We start from the raw sequence: 17812 nt of genomic DNA, 5'->3' as shown, positions 1-17812 counted from the left end.
CGTCTGTTCTCTATGGTTATTGGCAACCATCAATACACCTTGATGACCAGCGCGACTGGTCTGGTTGGACAGTACCTGCTTCGCAACGCGATGATGAGCGGCAAACGCGTCGCGGTGATCGCGAGAAGCAGCAAAAAGAAGACGGCTTACGAACGTGTTGAAGCGATCCTGCAACGATTCGAGACCGAACTGGGGCGTGAGCTGCCTCGCCCGGTTTGCTTGGAAGGCGACATTGTCCAACCCAACCTTGGTCTGAATGCGGGTGCGACCGAATGGGTCCGCCAAAACTGCGACCGGATGATCCACGGGGCCGCGGTGCTGAAATTTCAAGGATCCGATCGCTCCGGAGACCCGTGGAAAACGAATCTGGGCGGCACCCAGAATGTCTTGGCGTTCTGCCGCGAAACGAACATCCGAGACTTCCATTATCTCTCCACCGCATACGTCTGCGGCAACCGAACCGACTTGGTTCATGAATCAGACTTGGATGTCGGACAGAACTTTCGGAACGACTACGAGCAGAGCAAGTTTGAAGCGGAACAAGCTGTTCGGGCAGCGTCGTTTCTCGATCAACTGACCGTCTACCGCCCCGCTGTGATCTCCGGCGATTCGCAAACCGGGCACACGACCAGCTACCACGGGCTGCACACTTACCTGCGATTGATGGCGTTGCTGGTACCAATGGTGGAGCCTGATCAAGACGGTGTCCGGCACACGCCCATTCGGCTTCCCATGACCGGAGACGAACGCCGCAATGTCGTGCCGATTGATTGGGTGGCCGACGTGGTGTCGCGGCTTCTCGACACGCCGGAAGCTCACGGACAAACGTACCATTTGACTCCGCGGGTTCATCTGACGCCGCGAAAAATCATTGACTGCTGCTGCTCGTACTTCAACTCCACCGGGGTCCAGTACTGCGGTGACATCGACGTCCCGAGCAACGAGCTGAATGGCTTCGAACGGAACTACTTCTCTGGCGTTTCTCTGTACGAGTCTTACAACTCCACCGACCCAGCGTTCGACAACTCGAACCTGCTTGCGTTCACCGCAGATCTTCCGTGCCCAGAGATCGACGAAACGGTGGTCCATCGCTACCTCGCGTTTGGACTGGCAGATCGATGGGGCAAGCGTCGCGATCCCGGGGTCGCGTCCATCAACCACTTGGTCGATTACTTGCGGGATGCAACCGTCGCCTCCATGCAACAGGAAGAAGCGGAGCAAACAGAGACGCAGCCTCAGACATTGCTTGGCCTGAACATCCTGGGTCCTGGTGGTGGGCAATGGCGTGTGGTCAGTCGGCAAGGGTCGGCAAGATTGGAAGTTGCCCATGGACTCCCCTGCCCCAAAACCCTCACCATTCGCGCGAGCTCGCGTGCGTTATCGAAACTGATGACCAACCAAGATCTTTGCCCAACCGAATTAGGGCACTACCTCGACGGCAATTGGGCTGCCACGAAGATCCCTCGAGAAGCAATCGACACCTGTCGACTGCTGTTTTCCAAGGTCGCGTGTGCCTAGCCAGCGCATTGGCAGAGGCGTGACCGACCGTTTGCAAACCCCGGTCATCGTTCGCGATCACTCGTACCGCAACGCATCGATCGGATTCAACCGGGACGCCGTCCGGGCTGGGTAGTAACCAAACACGATGCCCACTGACGCGGCAACGGTCACGGCAACAATCGGCGCCCAGATCGACATCGCAGTCGGCCACCCGATCACCCGGCCGACCAACATGGACCACATGTGGCCCGCGAAAATACCGAGGAATCCGCCGACCACGCACAACACGGTCGCCTCGATCAGAAACTGACGAAGGATCGCACTGCGATTGGCTCCGACCGCCATCCGCAAACCAATCTCACGCGTCCGCTCGGTGACCGAGACCAGCATGATGTTCATGATTCCCACACCGCCCACCATCAGTGAGACGCCGGCGATCACCAGCCCCAAAGCGGACACACCACCCACGACTTGCCCGACCACTTTGGAAACTTCGGTGATGTCGTTGATGCGATAGGCACCCGCGGGTTCAACATTGTGTCGGCGGGAAAGCAACTGCGTGATCTGCTGACGAGCCAGTTCCACGTGATCCGGCGATTCAGCCTCCACATAGATTTGGTGAATCTCTTCTCGCTGCGTCGATCGCCGGGTTGATGCCAGTTGCATCGGTGGCATCTGATCCGCGAAGGTGCTGAACTGAGCAGTCGCGCCCGTGCTGCTGTTCACTCGGAGTTTGAACGTCGTCCACGGTCCGATGATGATGTCGTCTTGATCGTTCCCGATCACATCCCCGCCCTTTTCGGTGAGGACGCCAACCACGCGGAGCGGAACCCCGTTGACGCGAATCTCTTCGCCGATCGGGTACTCCGAATCAAACAATTCGTGAGCGACGGTTTTTCCCAAGATGCAAACCTTCGCCGCATCGAGAACTTGTTCCTGCGTGAATGGCGTTCCCATCTCCAACTGATCCCAGTTCCGCGCCGCCAAGTATTGCGGCGTTGTGCCAAGCGCCAGATTGGGGCTCCAACGGCGATTCTGACGAACCAATTGGACTTGGGAATACACAAGCGGGGCCGCAACTTTGACTGCGGAACATTGCTCAGCGACCGCAAGCACATCGTCGGGAACAATCTGGATCGGGCGCTGACGCCCGCCAGTACTCGACGCTTTGCCGGGACTGATCGTCAGCATGCTGGCTCCCATGCTTGCGACCGTTTCTTCAATCGCAGTGGAAGCACCGGCACTCAGTTCCATGGTCGAAATCACCGAGGCGACACCGATGATCACCCCCAACATCGTCAACACGGTCCGCAATGCATTGCGACGAAGCGCCAAGACAGCCACGATCACCGCATTCCAAGTCGCTGCCATTGGCCAAGCGGTCGCCGGTTCTCTCAGGGGCTCCGATCTGGAATTCGCGAGTCTCGAACGGTCGACGGTGGACGCTCGTTGCCGAACATCCTCCGCCACCAGCCCGTCTTTCATTCGCACGACTCGATCCGCTTCATGAGCGACCTCCGCATCGTGCGTGACCACCACCAACGTGATGCCGTGTTCTTGATTGAGCTGACGAAACAACGCCAGAATTTCTTGTTCCGTGACCGTGTCCAGGTTCCCGGTTGGCTCATCGGCCAACAACAGCTTGGGGCGGTTCATCAACGCTCGAGCGATCGCGATTCGTTGTCGTTCGCCGCCCGACAACTGATTGGGCATGTGGTCCAGTCGACCTCCCAAACCGACGGACTCCAACAACTTCGTCGCGTCTTCGATGCACTCGCGCCGTGACCTTCCATCCGACGCATAGATCGTCGGCAGCATCACGTTGTCCAACGCGGTCGCACGCGGCAGCAGGTTGAAGTTCTGAAAGACAAACCCGATATGCTGGCTTCGAAACGCGGCGAGTTCCAACGGTGTCAGACTCGACACATCGATCCCGGCCAGATGGTAGTCGCCATCGGTCGGATGATCCAAACTCCCCAGCAGGTTCATCAGGGTTGTCTTCCCAGAACCCGACGATCCCATCAACGCAACATATTCCCCCGCTTCGATGTTCAGCGTGATGCCCTTGAGCACCGGCAGATCGTGATCACCGACCCGATAGTCTTTGCGAAGGCCATGCAGTTGAATCACGCTGCGTCCCTGTGGATGACGTGCAACGAATCAGCCGCTTTCTCGGTCGCATGAGTCAAGCGACCATCCACAACCCTCAACACTCGCGTCGCAACAGAGAAATAGCGGTCGTCATGCGTGATCGCGACAACGGTTTTCCCGATCCGGCGAAGCTCCGGCAGGATCTGTTGGTAGAAGACGTCCTTGAATCCCGGATCTTGTTCGGCGGCCCATTCGTCGAAAACAAAGATGGGACGATCGTCGAGCGCCGCCACCAACAACGCCAAACGTTTGTGCTGGCCGCGTGAAAGTTCTTGGGTCAACAGTCGACCGGTCTGCACGTCGACCTTCTCTTCCATTCCCAACAGAGAAATCCAATGCTCCAACTTGCCGGGTGTGACATCGATCCCCAGCAACCGATCGAACAGGTGGCCTTCTACAAAGACAGTCGAAAAGAGCTGGCGATAATCGGCTCGAACTTTGTCCGTCACGTCCCGCCCGTTCCAGCACACTTCACCTGCGTCGGGAACATAAAGCCCGGTCAACAATTTCGCGAGCGTTGTTTTTCCGCTGCCGTTGCCACCCGCGATGAACAAAATCTCACCGGGCGAAAGCGTCAAATCGACGGGTCCCAGTGCAAAGCATTCGTCGCCGGAGGAATCGTACTGATAGGTCACGCTTCGCATCTCAAGCGATTCGAACTGAGTCGGTGCGACATGCGAGGTTTGTTGTTCAGGCTGATCGATCATCAAACCCAACTTCTCAATCTTGGCAACTGCGATCGAGGCACCATTCATTGCTGGCAACCAACCCAAAATCCCATCCAGCGGATAAGTCAGATACAAAATCGTCAGAACGTATCCGGTCAAAGTCGCGGTCGACACGGTCGCGATCTGCGGCCAAGCAAACAGCAACAATCCAATGCCGATGAACAGAAACAGTCGTCCCCAACTGTGGGCAAACCCCTGAATGTTCGACCCGATGATCAGGCTGTGACGCATCTTTGTGTCGGCTGGTAACAACACGTCGTAGACAAAGTCCAGGCACCGCATGTTGTTGCCTTTGAGTTCTTTGATGCCATCGATCATGGCTCGCAGTTGCTTGACCACTTCATCTTGGTCTTCCCGAGCCTGGCGCAGATGCCGGTTGGCAAACCGCAGACCGGTCATGAACGTGAACACGCCAATTCCCGCCATCACAATCGTCCCACCCGCCAATGGCACGGACAGTGTCGCCAAGTAAACCAGTCCACAAACCAACACCATCGCGTTGGCGCAGGCAGCGGGGAACGCGGACAAGGCTGACGTGATCGCGTTGACATCGTTGATCAGAGCGGCCAACAACCGATGCGATCCGACGGATTCCAACGTCGGCAAAGGAGCCGAAATGATTTTGGTGCACAGCTCGTATCGCAATCGAGCCGCTGTTGCCTGGGACAACTGAACAAGCAAGCACTTGGCCGCCACTTGAGTGACCAGGACCAAGACACACGCACCAGCGAATAAGTACGGCAACGAGCCCGCTTCGGACGGGTCACCCGTCAAAGCGTGGTGGATCAGCATGATCAAGCCGAGATTCGCCACACCGCTGAACGCTCCCAAAAGTCCGGAAACCAGACCAGAAATCCAGGACGATCGAAGCAGGATCAGAAGCAGTTTCATCGACGTAGCATGTTGGGTAACTCAGGCTGGATGCGGGAAACACAAGTTTCCGGCCGCGTGGGCAGAGACGCTGCGGCTCGATATAGCAGGGAACCAGCCTCAGTCGCAATTGAGATCCGATTGGCTCTCCCCCCACAAAAGTCGACCAATCTCACTCCGCAGGCATCGTCTCTCTGCCCAATCCGTTCCCAAAAGTTAGGAGCGTGGACCGCCCCGCACTGCAGAAACGCGAGCCCAAAGTCCGCTGACACGCCGCTGAATCAAAGACTTCAGCTTGTAGTAGCCTCGCCAATTTCGACCCCATCGATCGGTCTTCCACCAAGTGCCATAGAAAAGGTGAATCGCGAACGCATCCGAAAGGTCGACGCCCACGTGCCCGGCCAACCGGTACTGGGCCGCTTGGTGCATCGTCAACGGATACAAGAATCGAGAGGGAAGCACCGTGACAGATTCGGGCGTCTCAAAATCGTTCAAGACACGCGACATCATGATCGGGCCGGTGCTGCTGAGAATCGGTTCGTTGTTCTCGACATGATCAACGAAATCCGGCAATCGCTGGATCACGCGTTCAAAGAAAGGATGTCCGGGTGCCGACGCCATCAGTGCGTTGCACAACAGATTGGGAACTCGGTGATGCCGACAGTGCTGAGGTGGTTCCATCCCGACGACGCAGCCTTGATCGGCCAACAACGGATCGAGAGGCTTCCGACAAATGAAATCCAGATCCACATACATGCCTCCAAACCGATGAAGAATGAAGTACCGAATGGCATCGGCGCGTTGGATGGCCGCTGGATAGCCATCGTACGTCTCCAAGAACCACGCGTATTCTTCCGCGATCAATTCGCGGTTGTTTTGGTCAGTCCACAATCGAAACTGCCAATCCGGATGGTGAGTCCTCCAGGACTGGACACATTCCGAAAAGTCATCCGGAACGCGTTCATCTTTCCACGTTTGGTGCAGGATTTTCGGAACGCTCATCGGCTTGCGATCGTGACTCGCATCAACCTGCCAACCGAGAGGCAGGGCTTTCCGCGACGAGCATGTATTGCTCCCACATCGCTTCGGCCACGCGTTGCCAATCAAACAACTCCGCCCGTGCAATCGCCTTGCGAGACCGTTCTTCGCGAAGATCAGGTTGAGTGACCAGTTCAACGAAACAGTCACAGATCTGTTCGACGTCATTGGGATCAGCCGCCCAACCAGCGTCCGCCACAACCTCGGCGACCGCGGTCCCTGCCCCGTAAATCACTGGCACGCCACAGTTCATCGACTCCAGTGGTGGCAAGCCAAATCCTTCGTAGTGCGAGACATACGACAGGGCCTCCGCTTGAGAATAAATCAAAGGCAAATCCTCATCCGGAACACTGCCCAGCCAGTGGATTCGATCGCAATCTTTCGCGGCGGCGTACACCTCATCGAGATCGCCCCAACCGTATTTCCCAACGATCACCAGTTCGAGCGGAGTTTGTGGGTTCGTTTCCAACAACCGGCGGTAGGCTCGCACCGTCCCCAACAAATTCTTTCGCGGTTCCAACGTCCCAACCGAAAGCAAAAACGGGGCGTCCGGCAACGAATACTTCGGTCGCACGGCATCTTTCGCCTCTTGCGAATACTGCGAATGGAAAAGCGATCGATCGCAACCGGCACCGGTGACAGCGCTGTTCGAAAGACCGCAACGGGAGATCATTTCTTGACGGATAAAATCCGTGTCCGTGCTGAACCAAGCGTTTCGCTCAATGGCGTCACGCAGGCCCCGTTCCAGGCTTTCGCTGTTGACCGCAGCCTGCCACTGAGGGCATGCCAAATGGGAAAGATCATGAACCGTGACCAAGCGAGCGCCTCGAAAACGACGAAACGTGTCAAAGGTGTTCGGCATCGTCTGGTGAACGACGTCGTAATGCGTCGTCCGCATCTGGTGCCGCAATCGAATCAGGTTCAGTGCCCCTCGAAGAAACTGCGCTGCACCAGTCGGTTGCGGTTCCGGCAGCGTCAGCCACGAATCGATCTCAGCGAGTGGGATGATTCGTGAACCGACATGAACATCCACCGCCCACTCAGGATGCTGAACTGCGACGGATCGCATCGCCCCCAGGAGGCCAGAGACAAACCGACGAATTCCATCGGACGCAGAATCGGCCAACTTCGTGCCGTCGATCAAGATTCGTCGTTGGGTGCGGTCGTTTACTTGTGCAGTCACGATGTAAATGATTGGAAGGTGGCTGGGATCCGTTAAAAACTTGACGAGATGCTTTCTCAAACAGTCTGTTCATCCATCGTCGGCAATGATCGATCAAGCTTGTAAATTTTGGTAAACATCGCTGCCGCGAAGATCGTCCAGAAAAGTCGACGGTGAAAGCTTCTTCCGCATCGGGCACTGCATCAGATACTCGTGAGTCGTTGCGACCAGGTCCAAGTCCTGAGCCTTTCGAGCGGCCTCGTCCAGCGACTCAAAGTAGAACGGGTAGTCCACGCCCAAGTATTCTTCGACCGGTGCAATGCGATTGATCAGCAGAGGTGTCGCTCGCGCGATGCATTCCACCACGGCATTGTTGGCGGATGCATCGTAAAGGTCGAGAAACACGATGCTCGTCGAAAGCAACTCGTCGTATTCAGAATCATTCTGCCGCGGCAAAGCAGACGTGTTGTCGCGATAGGCGGGCAAGAGTGGTTGCCGAAGTGCCATCGACTGTCGCACGAACTCTTGCTTGAGCAGGTTCGTCTGCTCCAACTCCGTGCAAGGGTTGCTGATCAGTCGGTGCTTTCGAAATCCGCTGGCATGATCCAAGGGAAGAAAATAGATTGCCGCCAGCCTTCGCAACCACCACCCGACCATCACAACCTTCTTTTCCGCTTCGTTTGCAAAGTCATCCATGCGAAACAGTCGGTCAGGAATTTCCGTCGGCAACCTCAGTGTCGATGTGAGCAGACCGGTTTCCTTCGCAAAAAAATCGGACAAGTAGTCCGACAGGGTGAAGAGTCCTCGACATGCCGGCATGCTGTCGCGAAACGCATCGGAGACAATCAGACGTTGGGGAGCCCCGGAGGAACTGTGCCAACCTTCCGCACCAGGTGGATTGTGAAAGACACCTGTCCAAGGTTCCGTCAACGGCAACATCGGTCCCATCTCGTGCGGCCAATGAGGATCGAAAAGGCGATCCAAAAAGCCTTCAAAGATCACCCCGTTTTCGTTGTGCTCTGGAATCAAAGCATCCATCGCGCCGGCCCATCCGCTGCGATGCAGGGCGAACGTTGTTTGCGGCGCAAGTCGAATTCGCCCCAGCGGATTGGAAGGGATTTCGTAGTGATCGGTCTGAATCCCTGTTGAATCCGTCGATCCCGGCACGACGCCAACAGAACGCTGGTTGGACATCAATTTTCTTTCCATGAAAGGGTCGGCCGGATCGACCAAGGGAAGATGCGGCGAGTCGAGCGTTGACACTGCTGTGGTTTTCTCACGACTCAGTGCCCCCGCATGAGCGTGGCCGAAAGCAAACCGTTTGCAGCGGAAGCCCAAGATGTCGCGTTTCGCCTTCCGGAACACCTCGAAAACGGCCACATCGAAATGTCAGGCGTTGCTGCGACGCGGGGCCAAACATATCACGCTGGATTGAAAACCGCAAAACACGATTGCGATTTCCTTCCGCAGTGACCAAGACAACATTTCGATCGAAATCGACTCGCAACTCAGACGCCAAATCGGTCTCCCAATCACGCCACGGAAACACGCGAACATCCACGTCGTAATCACCACGTGGGAGCGTCACGACCAATGTGGATTCACCACTGGTCCAACGAAACGTTCGATGCCCCGATCGTTCGACTTCATGACAACCAACGATCTCATCGTCCGCCAATGTGCTGACGACGAAACGCTGTCTCTTTCGAATCGACGGAACCACCGCTTTCACCCTCGACACCGTTTGCAACAACCCAAGCTTGGTGAACTCCGTGAATCGAGTCCGGTGATTCTGGCTGATGTTGTGTTGCAAGCAGTGGTATTTGGCAAGCGAACCAGGGCGTCCTTGACGCTGCCAAGCGAAAACGTGCTCGGGGAACGTCTGCCAAAAAGTATGTTGCCCGGCGAGTCCTCTTTGCCCCGTCACTCGGTACTCCAAGCGGTTGGCAAGCGACACTTTTGTGTCATCCAAGTTTGCCAATGCCTCGTCTGGAATCGGCACATCCAAGTGATCGTTCAACCACTGCAGACTTCGACGAACTTGCAACACGGCATTCCATTCCCTTGCCTGCTCGGCGAGCCGTTGCCAATCCATCTCGGCACCCGCTGTTCGAATGATCTGAAAGGAGTCCGCAAGCCAACGAAACGGCGGGGTTTCGTTGTATCGAACACCATGCTCACACGTGTGCAACAGTTGATCGGCGGGACACAAAACACGACTGTTCGCAGGTCCGATTTTCACTGGCAAACTGGCATCCCACAGCGATTGCTGCTGAGTGGGCGATAGCGAACGACTGTGAAAAAAGTCCCAGTGAAGATCCACCTCGGTGCCTTCAGCCAGGCTGAAGTTGGTGCCATGCCCCACACGAAACGAATCCTCCGTCACATTCAGCGGTGGTGCGGCCTCCGCTTGATTCAAAAGTTGAACGGCCTGCGGAGCATCTTCCCGGCGAACCGCCACATCCAGGTCGTTCATGGCCCGAAACCCAGTCCGGTACACCGTCGCGTTCAGCGCGGCTCCTTTGAGCAGCAGCGTTGGAATCTGGGCCTTCTCAAACAGCTGAAGAATCGCAACCGCTTGTCGCTGACGCAGTTCCGTCTGCACCCAGTAATATCGGGCCACGCCAGCCAATCGGCCCTGGTTCCGAGATGCCAGTCCGAGGCGTCGCAAACGATCGTGCAGCAACAACAACAATCGATGGGAGCCAAAGTCAATGAAATCCCAGGGGACCAAGTCTTCCCATTTCTGCCAAGCACGAATCGCGGCGGCATCGTCCTCCAGCAAACAGGCTTGCAGCAACAATCGCTGTGCCTGATTCGGCCAACAACCGCGAGGCCAGGCCTGGTCCTGGTCCATCCACCGCATCAGAAACGTCACTGAGCGCGTCTCCGGTCCAAAACCGCTTTCAACATATGAACGTACTTCAAGCGGTTTTGTTCCTGAGTGGACCAGTTGTTTGCATGGTGGCGTCGATAAAGAACGACCTCCTCGACGCTGACCTTGAGAATGCCTTGGTCTTCGGCGCGAGCAAACCAATCAAGCACTTCGATCGTCTCCCGATCATTCGAAAAAGGTCCGACGTCGTCGAAGACGCATCGACGGCACATCACCGCACCAGTGACACACGGCGCCAGCACACGTCCCGTGCCCTTTTCGTGATGCTCTGCCGGGTCTTCCCCATCTTGGAAGATCAGTTGATGACCAAAGGCCATGCCAACCTCAGGACGGGCATCGAACAAATCCATTTGCAACTGAAGTCGGTTCGGCGTCATCCGATCATCGGCATCCAACAGGGCGATGTAGTCACCTGTCGCAGCAGCGATCCCCGCGTTGCGAGCAACACCGGGCCCGCTTCGCTCCAGAGGAATCAGCGTGACGAAGTCTGCAAATGAGAGTGCAACCTCTGCCGTGCGATCGGTTGACCCGTCATCGATCACGATGACCTGATCGGGTTGCCGCGTTTGTGCAAGACAGCTCTCAATCGCCTCCGCCAGAAACAACTCCGCGTTGTACGCCGGGATCACCACACTGATCGTTTGCGTCACGGCGAGACTCCGCCTTCAAGCTCAATTCCTTTCAGCACCCGACGAATGACGGGAGCAATGCCGGTGCGATCCGATCCCAGATTCAAACGATAAACCGGGACACGTTTGATGATTTCCGTAATCGACTGAATGTTCTCGGGCCGAGTGCCCCCCAACAGCGTCAACGTGACGGGCACGATCGCGTGCCACGCTTCGACTTGGGAAGCTGGGACCAGATTTGTCTGAGTTTCGCCACTGACTCGCGGCAACAGAATCGCTTTCAACGGTCGCTGCATCGCCAACTTTTCCGCGAATTGCGGGAACAAAAAGTAGGTTTCCTTTTCTGGGTTGCGTGGCAGAGTCGGGTTCACCGAGAGCGACAGATCGCTGAAACGGCGAAGGTTGTCCGGCAGCAATTTCGCGGAGTTGTACAGGCTGTTCACCAAGGGCTGCGAATCATTGGTGAGCATGACCAAGTCATCCCCCAAGTGACAAAGATCCGGCTCGGCAAGACACGTCAACGCGGTGCTGGACTTCCCAGATCCACCCACTCCGGCCAAAAGAACCGCTGCCTGATCATCTCCCACCGCGGCGCCATGGACCACGCTGCCGTGCGGTGCGGACCAGGCATTCAATAAAGAACGCAGCGGAACGGCGGATTCCCAAACCGGCAGTTCATCGCCGTTTCGACAACAAACAAACGCATTCCCATCCTGGGTCAGCCGACTGAACAAACCGATCCCCGGTTCAATCAGGGTCCAGCACGAATCGCTGTCGGCGCGAATGACGGATTGCAAACCGGTCCATTCCGCCAACGAGTGTTCCACCGGTGGCCTGACGCTCTCCCAAAAATGGATGTTGAGTTCAGCCTGTCCAGTGCCCTCTGGGTGATGGGCCAAAGCCGGCATCAATCGACACAGCAGCGACTGGCCAGCAAACTTCAAACAAACCTGACGTCCACCAATCGACAATCGCTTCTCGACCAAGCCATCGTTTTCGGCGGCACGATCAAACTGCTGCCTCAAAGCAGCCCGTGAATCGTCGCAAGTGGTGATTGTCGTCATGCCATCTTTCCCGCTCATTGACTAGCGAGGGCCGGGCGCAGCTTGGTCGTCTTGGGCCATTTGAGGCCAACCTTCCTTGTCGGTGTCGTGAATCACATCGCCGAGCAACATGTTTTTCATGTCGTCAAACACTTCCATCGCTGGCGTTCGCCAAGCCCCGAGGCTTGCCACCGATTCAGGGCTGGCATGATCCTGCAGTTCACAGACAAGATCATTCTTCACCAGTTGCTTCAAAAAGTCCTCGACTTCAGAAGCAGCTTCCGGAGGGGCGTCCTCCGACGCGTCGACAATTGCGGAGACCGTCAAGGGTTGGTTCTCCAGACGTTGCCAAATCCTTTCTGCCATCTCTCGTAAACTGAAGTAGTTTCCAGTCGCGAAATGGATAACGATGGTCTCATCGTCAAACGCATTGTGCGAGAGCGCTGGCGAATTGATCGCGTAGTACATGACTCCGTCCATTGTCAGTCAAAAAGATTTGCGAAATTTTGTCATCGCCCAATGCGTTTGCCGAGTCTACCGGAGCGACGTTTGTCTGAGAAGCATCTCATGCGGGCAGTTGCTATTCGCGACGGCGTTCAACCGTTAGAACGGATCGCAAAGCGTTTGAGCGAGTCCGCAGAGTTTCAGCAGCGGGCACGAACGCTCCGCAAGCAAGATTGGCAGGGCCGGTGTTCAGCAAGATTCTCGAAAAGATCGGCTCTTTGATTGGAAGAGATCACCAATCTCACGATCGCAAATTCAGCCTGCACGAAGTTCAACAGGTGCTCGATCAACATCACGCTGCGTTGCTGGAACTGTACGGCATCCCACTGGATGAACTCCGGAATCAACGGCTCCGGGCAAGAATCCTCGAAAACGCGTCTCTGAGAATCAACTCCTCCTCCAATCCCCCCGCCAAGAGCGATGCATTCGGTGGTGACTGGGCAATCTTCACCCCGCTTCCACCAACTGCCTCTGGCATCGCAGATTACGCCGCCGAGCTTGCTCCATCATTGGCCCCCCGGCTGAACGCCACCTACGTCGTTGCCGATGACGCACCCGATCCTGATCCAGACCACTTTGGCTTCGCCGTCCAACGACTCCACGAATGGAAGTCGAACCAGGAACGCGACCTCGCGACTCCCCGGCTCTACCATCTCGGAAACAGTCGCATCCATGATTACGTCCTGGAGGAGGCCATGCGGCGGCCAGGCGTCGTCGTGCTGCACGACAGAGTGCTGCACCATCTCTTCGAACAAACCTTCCTCCGGCGAGGCGATTCTCAAACGTTCAAAACGCTTGCGGCCGAACAACACGGACGATTGGGAGAGATGATCGCTGATCTAGCCGAACGCGACTTGTCAGGCGCTGCCTTTCGGTTTGGCTTGCCGTTGACTGCCCCCGCTCTGCAGAACGCGAAGGCTGTGATCGTGCATTCCTTCGAATCGATGTACCGAGTCCGAGACCTGCTGCCCCACATTCCCGTTCAAAGAATCCCACTTCAATATTCGCGTGCAACACTTTTCACGGCAACGAATGCGGGCGAAATCCGGAAGCGACTTGGAATGCATCCCGATCGACTGATCTTCGTGGCTCTCGGGTTCGCAACAATCCCAAAGCGAGTCGATCAGCTCATCACCGCTCTGGGTTCGATCAAAGACCAAATCCCAGCGTTTGAATTGTGGGTGGTGGGCGAGATGCCCGATTCACTGCGTCTGCAGGAACTTGCGAACAACTCTGGAATGACAAACCACTTGCAAGTGACCGGCCGAGTTGACATGGACACCTTCCAGGCATTCATCGACCACGGCGACGTTGTGGTGAACCTGCGTTTCCCTTCCGCTGGAGAATCGTCGGCAACGTTGATCAGAGCAATGGGCGCCGGCAAGCCCTGTGTTGTCTTTGATTCTGGAACCGCCCTGGACTACCCCGATGACGCTCTGGTGAAGATCCCCCTGGAGATCTCCTCCCACACCGGTTTGGCGAACGCCCTCCGCGAGTTGGCCTGCGATGCGAACGAGCGGCAGCAAAAAGGGTCGGCAGCGGCGGAGCACATCGCCAAATGGCACGATGTGAACCAATGCGCTGATGCCTACGTGAATTTCATGTTGTCCGCCTCAAACGAACGCGATGAGCCACTTCGTTAGCACTGGGCTGGGAATTTTCTAACCAGCCTGTTTGTTGAGGCTGCTGGAGTCTTCACGTTCGACAACCGTTTTTCTGACTTGCCGCGGCTCGATCACATGCGTTGCCAGTCCCAATCGCTTGAGAACTCGGATCTGAAGGTAGGTTGGATCAAACTCCCACCATTTGTGCTGCACCGATGCACTCGCGGGATCATGGTGGTGGTTGTTGTGCCAACCTTCCCCGTTGCTCACGATCGCAACCAACCAATTGTTTCGACTTTGGTCCGATGTTTTGTAGTTCTGATAACCAAAGCAATGAGTCAGCGAATTGACCGACCACGAGAAGTGCCAAATCATGACGGTTCGTAAAACGACACACCAAAGCACAACGCCCACACCCTGCCAAATCGCCGATCCGAAACTGTTTTCCATCAAAAACAGGGCCGACGCGACGAACCAAATCGCACCTGCGTGAAGGATGTAGATTCCCGCCGGCAGATCAGGGTGCTTTTCCATCAAAGCATAAAATGGATCGGCGATGATATCGGCGCAGTAGCGATCATCCGTCCGAAATTCGTGCTGCCCTTTTCGCTTCCAAAGCAGCCAACCGACGTGCGACCACCCAAAGCTTGCGGTCGGTGAATGTGGGTCGTCTGGCTCATCCGAATGGCTGTGATGGCGTCGATGCGTTGAAACCCATTTGGCAGGCGACTCTTGCAGACAGCACAACGCAAGGCCGACGTAACCGTATTCCAACCACTTGGGGACTCGTAGACTTTTGTGGGTCAGCAAGCGATGGTAACCAAGCGTGATTCCGTTGCTGAAGACGACCAAGGCAATCGCCAACAACAACACGTTGGTTCCCGTGATGAATGCCGGAATGAATGCAAACAAAGCCAGCACGTGCATGGCGATGATCGGAATCGCGATTTCGGTGAACTCGTAAGGCTCCACCACACCGACCGGGTCCGCCACACCAGCCGCGTCCTCCATCAGAGCCTCGGCTTCCTGCGATGCCGCAGGTGCGACCGATTGATCGGCGTGGGTCATCTGACAAGCCCAATGGGGAGATGCTTCAAGACGTTCGCTCCGCGTGAACGAATGGACCAGCAGCGGGGAGGACCCAACGTGAATCCATTCAACAGAATGGGAATTGTAGGGCCATCCGACGAGAGAAGACAGAGTGATGAAATCGTCAAGGTAGGCTTGCAGCGGATGGCCTCTCGCTCGATCAGCGGAGCAGGACGTCATCCTCGTTGCGGAAACGTCACTTCTCCTTCGTGGATTCCCGCATTCGCCGAACCAACCCATTGAGCAACTCGCCAGCAGCTTCGTTGGAAACCGCGCGTGGATCGTGGTGCAGCGTGATCGTCATTTGATTGGCGTACCAACTGACTCCCAACGCCGCATTCAAGTGCCTCGCGATCGGCGGAATCGCCTCAACCCGAAGCAACACCACGTTCCCGCACTGCAGCCGACCTTCTTGACGCGGCAAGGGTGATCTCGCGAAAACGCGACTGAGGTTGGTGAAGACGACGGTCGTTTGGCAGCGTTTCGGTCTCGCGGTCCGCTGCAACCCACGCGGCACCAATCGCTGTGCCCACAACGAATACAGGAACAAATGGTTCAGATGGCGACGCTTGATCAGACTCATTTCCTCACTGAGGTCTTGAAGCAGGTGCGCTGGGTCCTCCATGTCGGTCGCTCGTCGGTCCAAGAACACGGAGCTGACAATGTTGGCAGCCGGTGCTTGGTACTGATGCTTTTGCCTCAAACTGACCGGGATCATCAATCGCATCCAGCTCGTTGGATCATGAACGCCCTGCGATCGTCGAAACTCCTCCAACGCCAGAAACAGGTCCCGGATCAACAAGTCATTCTGGGTCACTTTCGCTCGTTTCGCGGCTCGTCGCACACCCGCCGAAACATCCGGTTCAAAGTGATGGGCGATCACAGACGGAAAGCTCAAGGGTGCGGGTTCATCGCGTTGAGGCACATGATGCGGCAACAGATGCGATGGCTTTCGCGTCAAAAACTGCCAAACCCCTCGAAGGCCAACTGCTTGGCGAGAGAGGTTTCGAAGAAAGCTCCCCGTCGTCAATCCAAGCGATCCGCGGCGTTCTAGCAAACTCAGGTCGATCTCCGGAAGCGAAACGTTTGCGTTCCGGTCGGTCTCCATCGTGTAGGCCAACAGCAATTCATGAATCATCTGAAAGATCGCCAGTCCGTCACAGCAAGCATGATGAAACTGGACCATCAACTCGGATTCGTGCTCGTGCAAACAAACCACAAATTTCAGTCCATGCTCTCGTTCGAGGTTCAACCGGCGAAAGGACGGGCGCTCTTCGGCTGCTCCATCGCACCAAGAGATGTCGGGTGCCGGATCGTCGACTTGCCAGTGATATCGTCCACGCTGTTGCTGAACTCTGGCGTGCAGCAACGGATGCCGCGCCACCACAACGAGTGCCGCCGCACGGAACCCACTTTTATCCAGGCGTCCGCGGAACCGCATGCGAACAAAGCAGTTCGTCGGAAAAGCAGTGCTGTCCTGATGCAGCATCAACTCTTCAAAATGGGTCAGCGGATAGGTGAGCGGCATCAGCGAAGCGTCGGTGAATGAAATAGAGAGACGACCAAGTCGTGGTTTAGGTCTACCGTTTGTCTTCGGAACAACACCCGGGAATCCATCGCGCCATTCGCTTTGATAGTTTCTCTCGCAGCGACAATTCCCCACGGAGAAACCTCGTCATTTTGCGTTGCCCTGGCTTGCCCCAATACGGCGTGATGTTGAGATCGATGATGTAGAAGTTCCCTGCATTGTCCTCGACCACATCGAGCGCACCAAAGTCGATTTGGATCCCAACCAAGAACGAAGCCACCACGGATTTCAAACGAGCAGGCAGGGCATCGCCTGAATCAGATGCACCGACAAGTTGGGTGTAATCCCTGTACAAGAAATTGCGTCTCGCTTTCGCATCTTCAATTCGCTGAATCCGATTGTCGGAATTCGGTGGCACAAAGCGAGAAATCACCAATCGCCTGTCAATCGCGTAGGCTCGATAGTAGATACCCTGTGGGTTTTCGATCAACCGTTCCACAACGAGACCCGGATCGTCCCATTGGTCGGTCAATTCCAAACGCTTCATGACCGGGTAATCCAAGCTGCCATCAATCAACGTCGATTCGGGAGGCAGTCCCAAACGACGACGGGTTTCGGGGTCGAACCGGCGTTCATTTCGGCCGCCGTGGTTGCAGTCGGACTTCAGAATCAACTTCTCGTCCGGGTCGCCGTCCCGAGTCGCCACGGTTGTCGGAAGCCCCAGTCGCTGGCACTCACTTTGGACAAACCGTTTCGTGATGTCGCTGATGGTCGCATTCCAAATGCGAATGCCCTTGGCTTGAAGAGCTTCAAAAAGTTCGCTGCGTTGCCTTGGAAACAGAGCTTGGCGACTGAGGTTGAGGTGCGGCAAGAAATCGGAGGTATCGGGTGGCAACCGATCGAGCACGTCCTCCACTTCGTCATCCGGATGAGCCTTGATTCGGTACGCATCAGGACGCCATTCGCAGATCGAGAACAGCTCCCACGCATGCCATTCGTAAACCGCGAGGCGGCCTTTGTTCATCTCGGTGCTTTCGAAAACTCGGTCGCTGGTCGTTGCGTTCGCCGTC

Annotated in this window: 14 protein-coding genes; 2 read left to right on the top strand and 12 right to left on the bottom strand. The window is 56.2% G+C overall.

The genetic code is table 11. The annotated features are described in order from the left end of the window. The first annotated feature begins 42 nt into the window (after nucleotides 1-42). Nucleotides 43-1518: an SDR family oxidoreductase gene (locus RISK_RS23800; protein ID WP_236696636.1), complete on the top strand. Its 1476-nt coding sequence runs from the start codon at nucleotides 43-45 to the stop codon at nucleotides 1516-1518. 57 nt (nucleotides 1519-1575) lie between these two features. On the opposite strand, the gene RISK_RS23795 is transcribed toward RISK_RS23800, so the two are convergent. The 9 genes from RISK_RS23795 to RISK_RS23755 all read right to left on the bottom strand — a co-directional run bounded on the left by RISK_RS23795 (nucleotide 1576) and on the right by RISK_RS23755 (nucleotide 12485). Then, complete coding sequence (locus tag RISK_RS23795; protein WP_047816827.1) at nucleotides 1576-3630, bottom strand: ABC transporter permease; 2055 nt, start codon at nucleotides 3628-3630, stop codon at nucleotides 1576-1578. Beyond that, a complete protein-coding gene (locus tag RISK_RS23790; protein ID WP_047816826.1) occupies nucleotides 3627-5270 on the bottom strand; it encodes a cyclic peptide export ABC transporter in 1644 nt (547 codons plus the stop codon). Before RISK_RS23790 ends, RISK_RS23795 begins: the two co-directional genes overlap by 4 nt. Nucleotides 5271-5465: 195 nt before the next feature. Then, on the bottom strand, nucleotides 5466-6251 hold the full coding sequence (locus RISK_RS23785; protein ID WP_047816825.1) for a glycosyltransferase family 32 protein: 786 nt from the start codon (nucleotides 6249-6251) through the stop codon (nucleotides 5466-5468). Nucleotides 6252-6273: 22 nt separating this feature from the next. Continuing rightward, a complete protein-coding gene (locus tag RISK_RS23780) occupies nucleotides 6274-7470 on the bottom strand; it encodes a glycosyltransferase family 4 protein (protein WP_047816885.1) in 1197 nt (398 codons plus the stop codon). Between the two features lie 93 nt (nucleotides 7471-7563). Continuing rightward, nucleotides 7564-8643, bottom strand: a complete 1080-nt coding sequence (locus RISK_RS23775) for a hypothetical protein (RefSeq protein WP_236696635.1) — start codon at nucleotides 8641-8643, stop codon at nucleotides 7564-7566. Between the two features lie 82 nt (nucleotides 8644-8725). Beyond that, the gene (locus tag RISK_RS23770; protein ID WP_236696634.1) at nucleotides 8726-10306 is read right to left on the bottom strand and encodes a nucleotidyltransferase family protein; all 1581 of its coding nucleotides are present in this window, start codon (nucleotides 10304-10306) and stop codon (nucleotides 8726-8728) included. A gap of 17 nt (nucleotides 10307-10323) precedes the next feature. After that, nucleotides 10324-10995, bottom strand: coding sequence for a glycosyltransferase family 2 protein (locus tag RISK_RS23765; protein WP_047816824.1), 672 nt, complete (start codon nucleotides 10993-10995; stop codon nucleotides 10324-10326). Further along, nucleotides 10992-12038, bottom strand: coding sequence for a serine kinase (locus RISK_RS23760; RefSeq protein WP_236696633.1), 1047 nt, complete (start codon nucleotides 12036-12038; stop codon nucleotides 10992-10994). Before RISK_RS23760 ends, RISK_RS23765 begins: the two co-directional genes overlap by 4 nt. Nucleotides 12039-12059: 21 nt before the next feature. Further along, nucleotides 12060-12485, bottom strand: a complete 426-nt coding sequence (locus RISK_RS23755; RefSeq protein WP_236696632.1) for a PqqD family protein — start codon at nucleotides 12483-12485, stop codon at nucleotides 12060-12062. Between the two features lie 221 nt (nucleotides 12486-12706). Between RISK_RS23755 and RISK_RS23750 the strand changes: the two genes are divergently transcribed. Continuing rightward, on the top strand, nucleotides 12707-14164 hold the full coding sequence (locus RISK_RS23750; RefSeq protein WP_047816882.1) for a glycosyltransferase family 4 protein: 1458 nt from the start codon (nucleotides 12707-12709) through the stop codon (nucleotides 14162-14164). A gap of 18 nt (nucleotides 14165-14182) precedes the next feature. Here RISK_RS23750 and RISK_RS23745 read toward each other — a convergent pair whose 3' ends face one another. The 3 genes from RISK_RS23745 to RISK_RS23735 form a co-directional block, all read right to left on the bottom strand. Then, the gene (locus tag RISK_RS23745; protein WP_047816881.1) at nucleotides 14183-15193 is read right to left on the bottom strand and encodes an acyl-CoA desaturase; all 1011 of its coding nucleotides are present in this window, start codon (nucleotides 15191-15193) and stop codon (nucleotides 14183-14185) included. A 217-nt stretch (nucleotides 15194-15410) separates the two neighbouring features. Beyond that, nucleotides 15411-16742, bottom strand: a complete 1332-nt coding sequence (locus RISK_RS23740; protein ID WP_047816821.1) for a chromosome condensation protein — start codon at nucleotides 16740-16742, stop codon at nucleotides 15411-15413. 52 nt (nucleotides 16743-16794) lie between these two features. Further along, the gene (locus RISK_RS23735) at nucleotides 16795-17766 is read right to left on the bottom strand and encodes a hypothetical protein (RefSeq protein WP_236696631.1); all 972 of its coding nucleotides are present in this window, start codon (nucleotides 17764-17766) and stop codon (nucleotides 16795-16797) included. Between the last annotated feature and the right edge of the window lie 46 nt (nucleotides 17767-17812).

The organism is Rhodopirellula islandica (assembly GCF_001027925.1).
GTDB lineage: Bacteria > Planctomycetota > Planctomycetia > Pirellulales > Pirellulaceae > Rhodopirellula > Rhodopirellula islandica.
The sequence above is the reverse complement of the archived record's forward strand: the minus strand, read 5'-3'. Positions and strand labels throughout refer to the sequence as shown.

Excerpts from the sequence above, each read along its gene's own strand:
- RISK_RS23735 (WP_236696631.1), bottom strand. The coding sequence starts at position 17,766 with ATGAACAAAGGCCGCCTCGCGGTTTACGAATGGCATGCGTGGGAGCTG.
- RISK_RS23800 (WP_236696636.1), top strand. The coding sequence starts at position 43 with ATGACCAGCGCGACTGGTCTGGTTGGACAGTACCTGCTTCGCAACGCG.
- RISK_RS23745 (WP_047816881.1), bottom strand. The coding sequence starts at position 15,193 with ATGACCCACGCCGATCAATCGGTCGCACCTGCGGCATCGCAGGAAGCC.
- RISK_RS23775 (WP_236696635.1), bottom strand. The coding sequence starts at position 8,643 with ATGTCCAACCAGCGTTCTGTTGGCGTCGTGCCGGGATCGACGGATTCA.
- RISK_RS23760 (WP_236696633.1), bottom strand. The coding sequence starts at position 12,038 with ATGACGACAATCACCACTTGCGACGATTCACGGGCTGCTTTGAGGCAG.
- RISK_RS23755 (WP_236696632.1), bottom strand. The coding sequence starts at position 12,485 with ATGTACTACGCGATCAATTCGCCAGCGCTCTCGCACAATGCGTTTGAC.
- RISK_RS23785 (WP_047816825.1), bottom strand. The coding sequence starts at position 6,251 with ATGAGCGTTCCGAAAATCCTGCACCAAACGTGGAAAGATGAACGCGTT.
- RISK_RS23770 (WP_236696634.1), bottom strand. The coding sequence starts at position 10,306 with ATGGACCAGGACCAGGCCTGGCCTCGCGGTTGTTGGCCGAATCAGGCA.
- RISK_RS23740 (WP_047816821.1), bottom strand. The coding sequence starts at position 16,742 with ATGCCGCTCACCTATCCGCTGACCCATTTTGAAGAGTTGATGCTGCAT.
- RISK_RS23790 (WP_047816826.1), bottom strand. The coding sequence starts at position 5,270 with ATGAAACTGCTTCTGATCCTGCTTCGATCGTCCTGGATTTCTGGTCTG.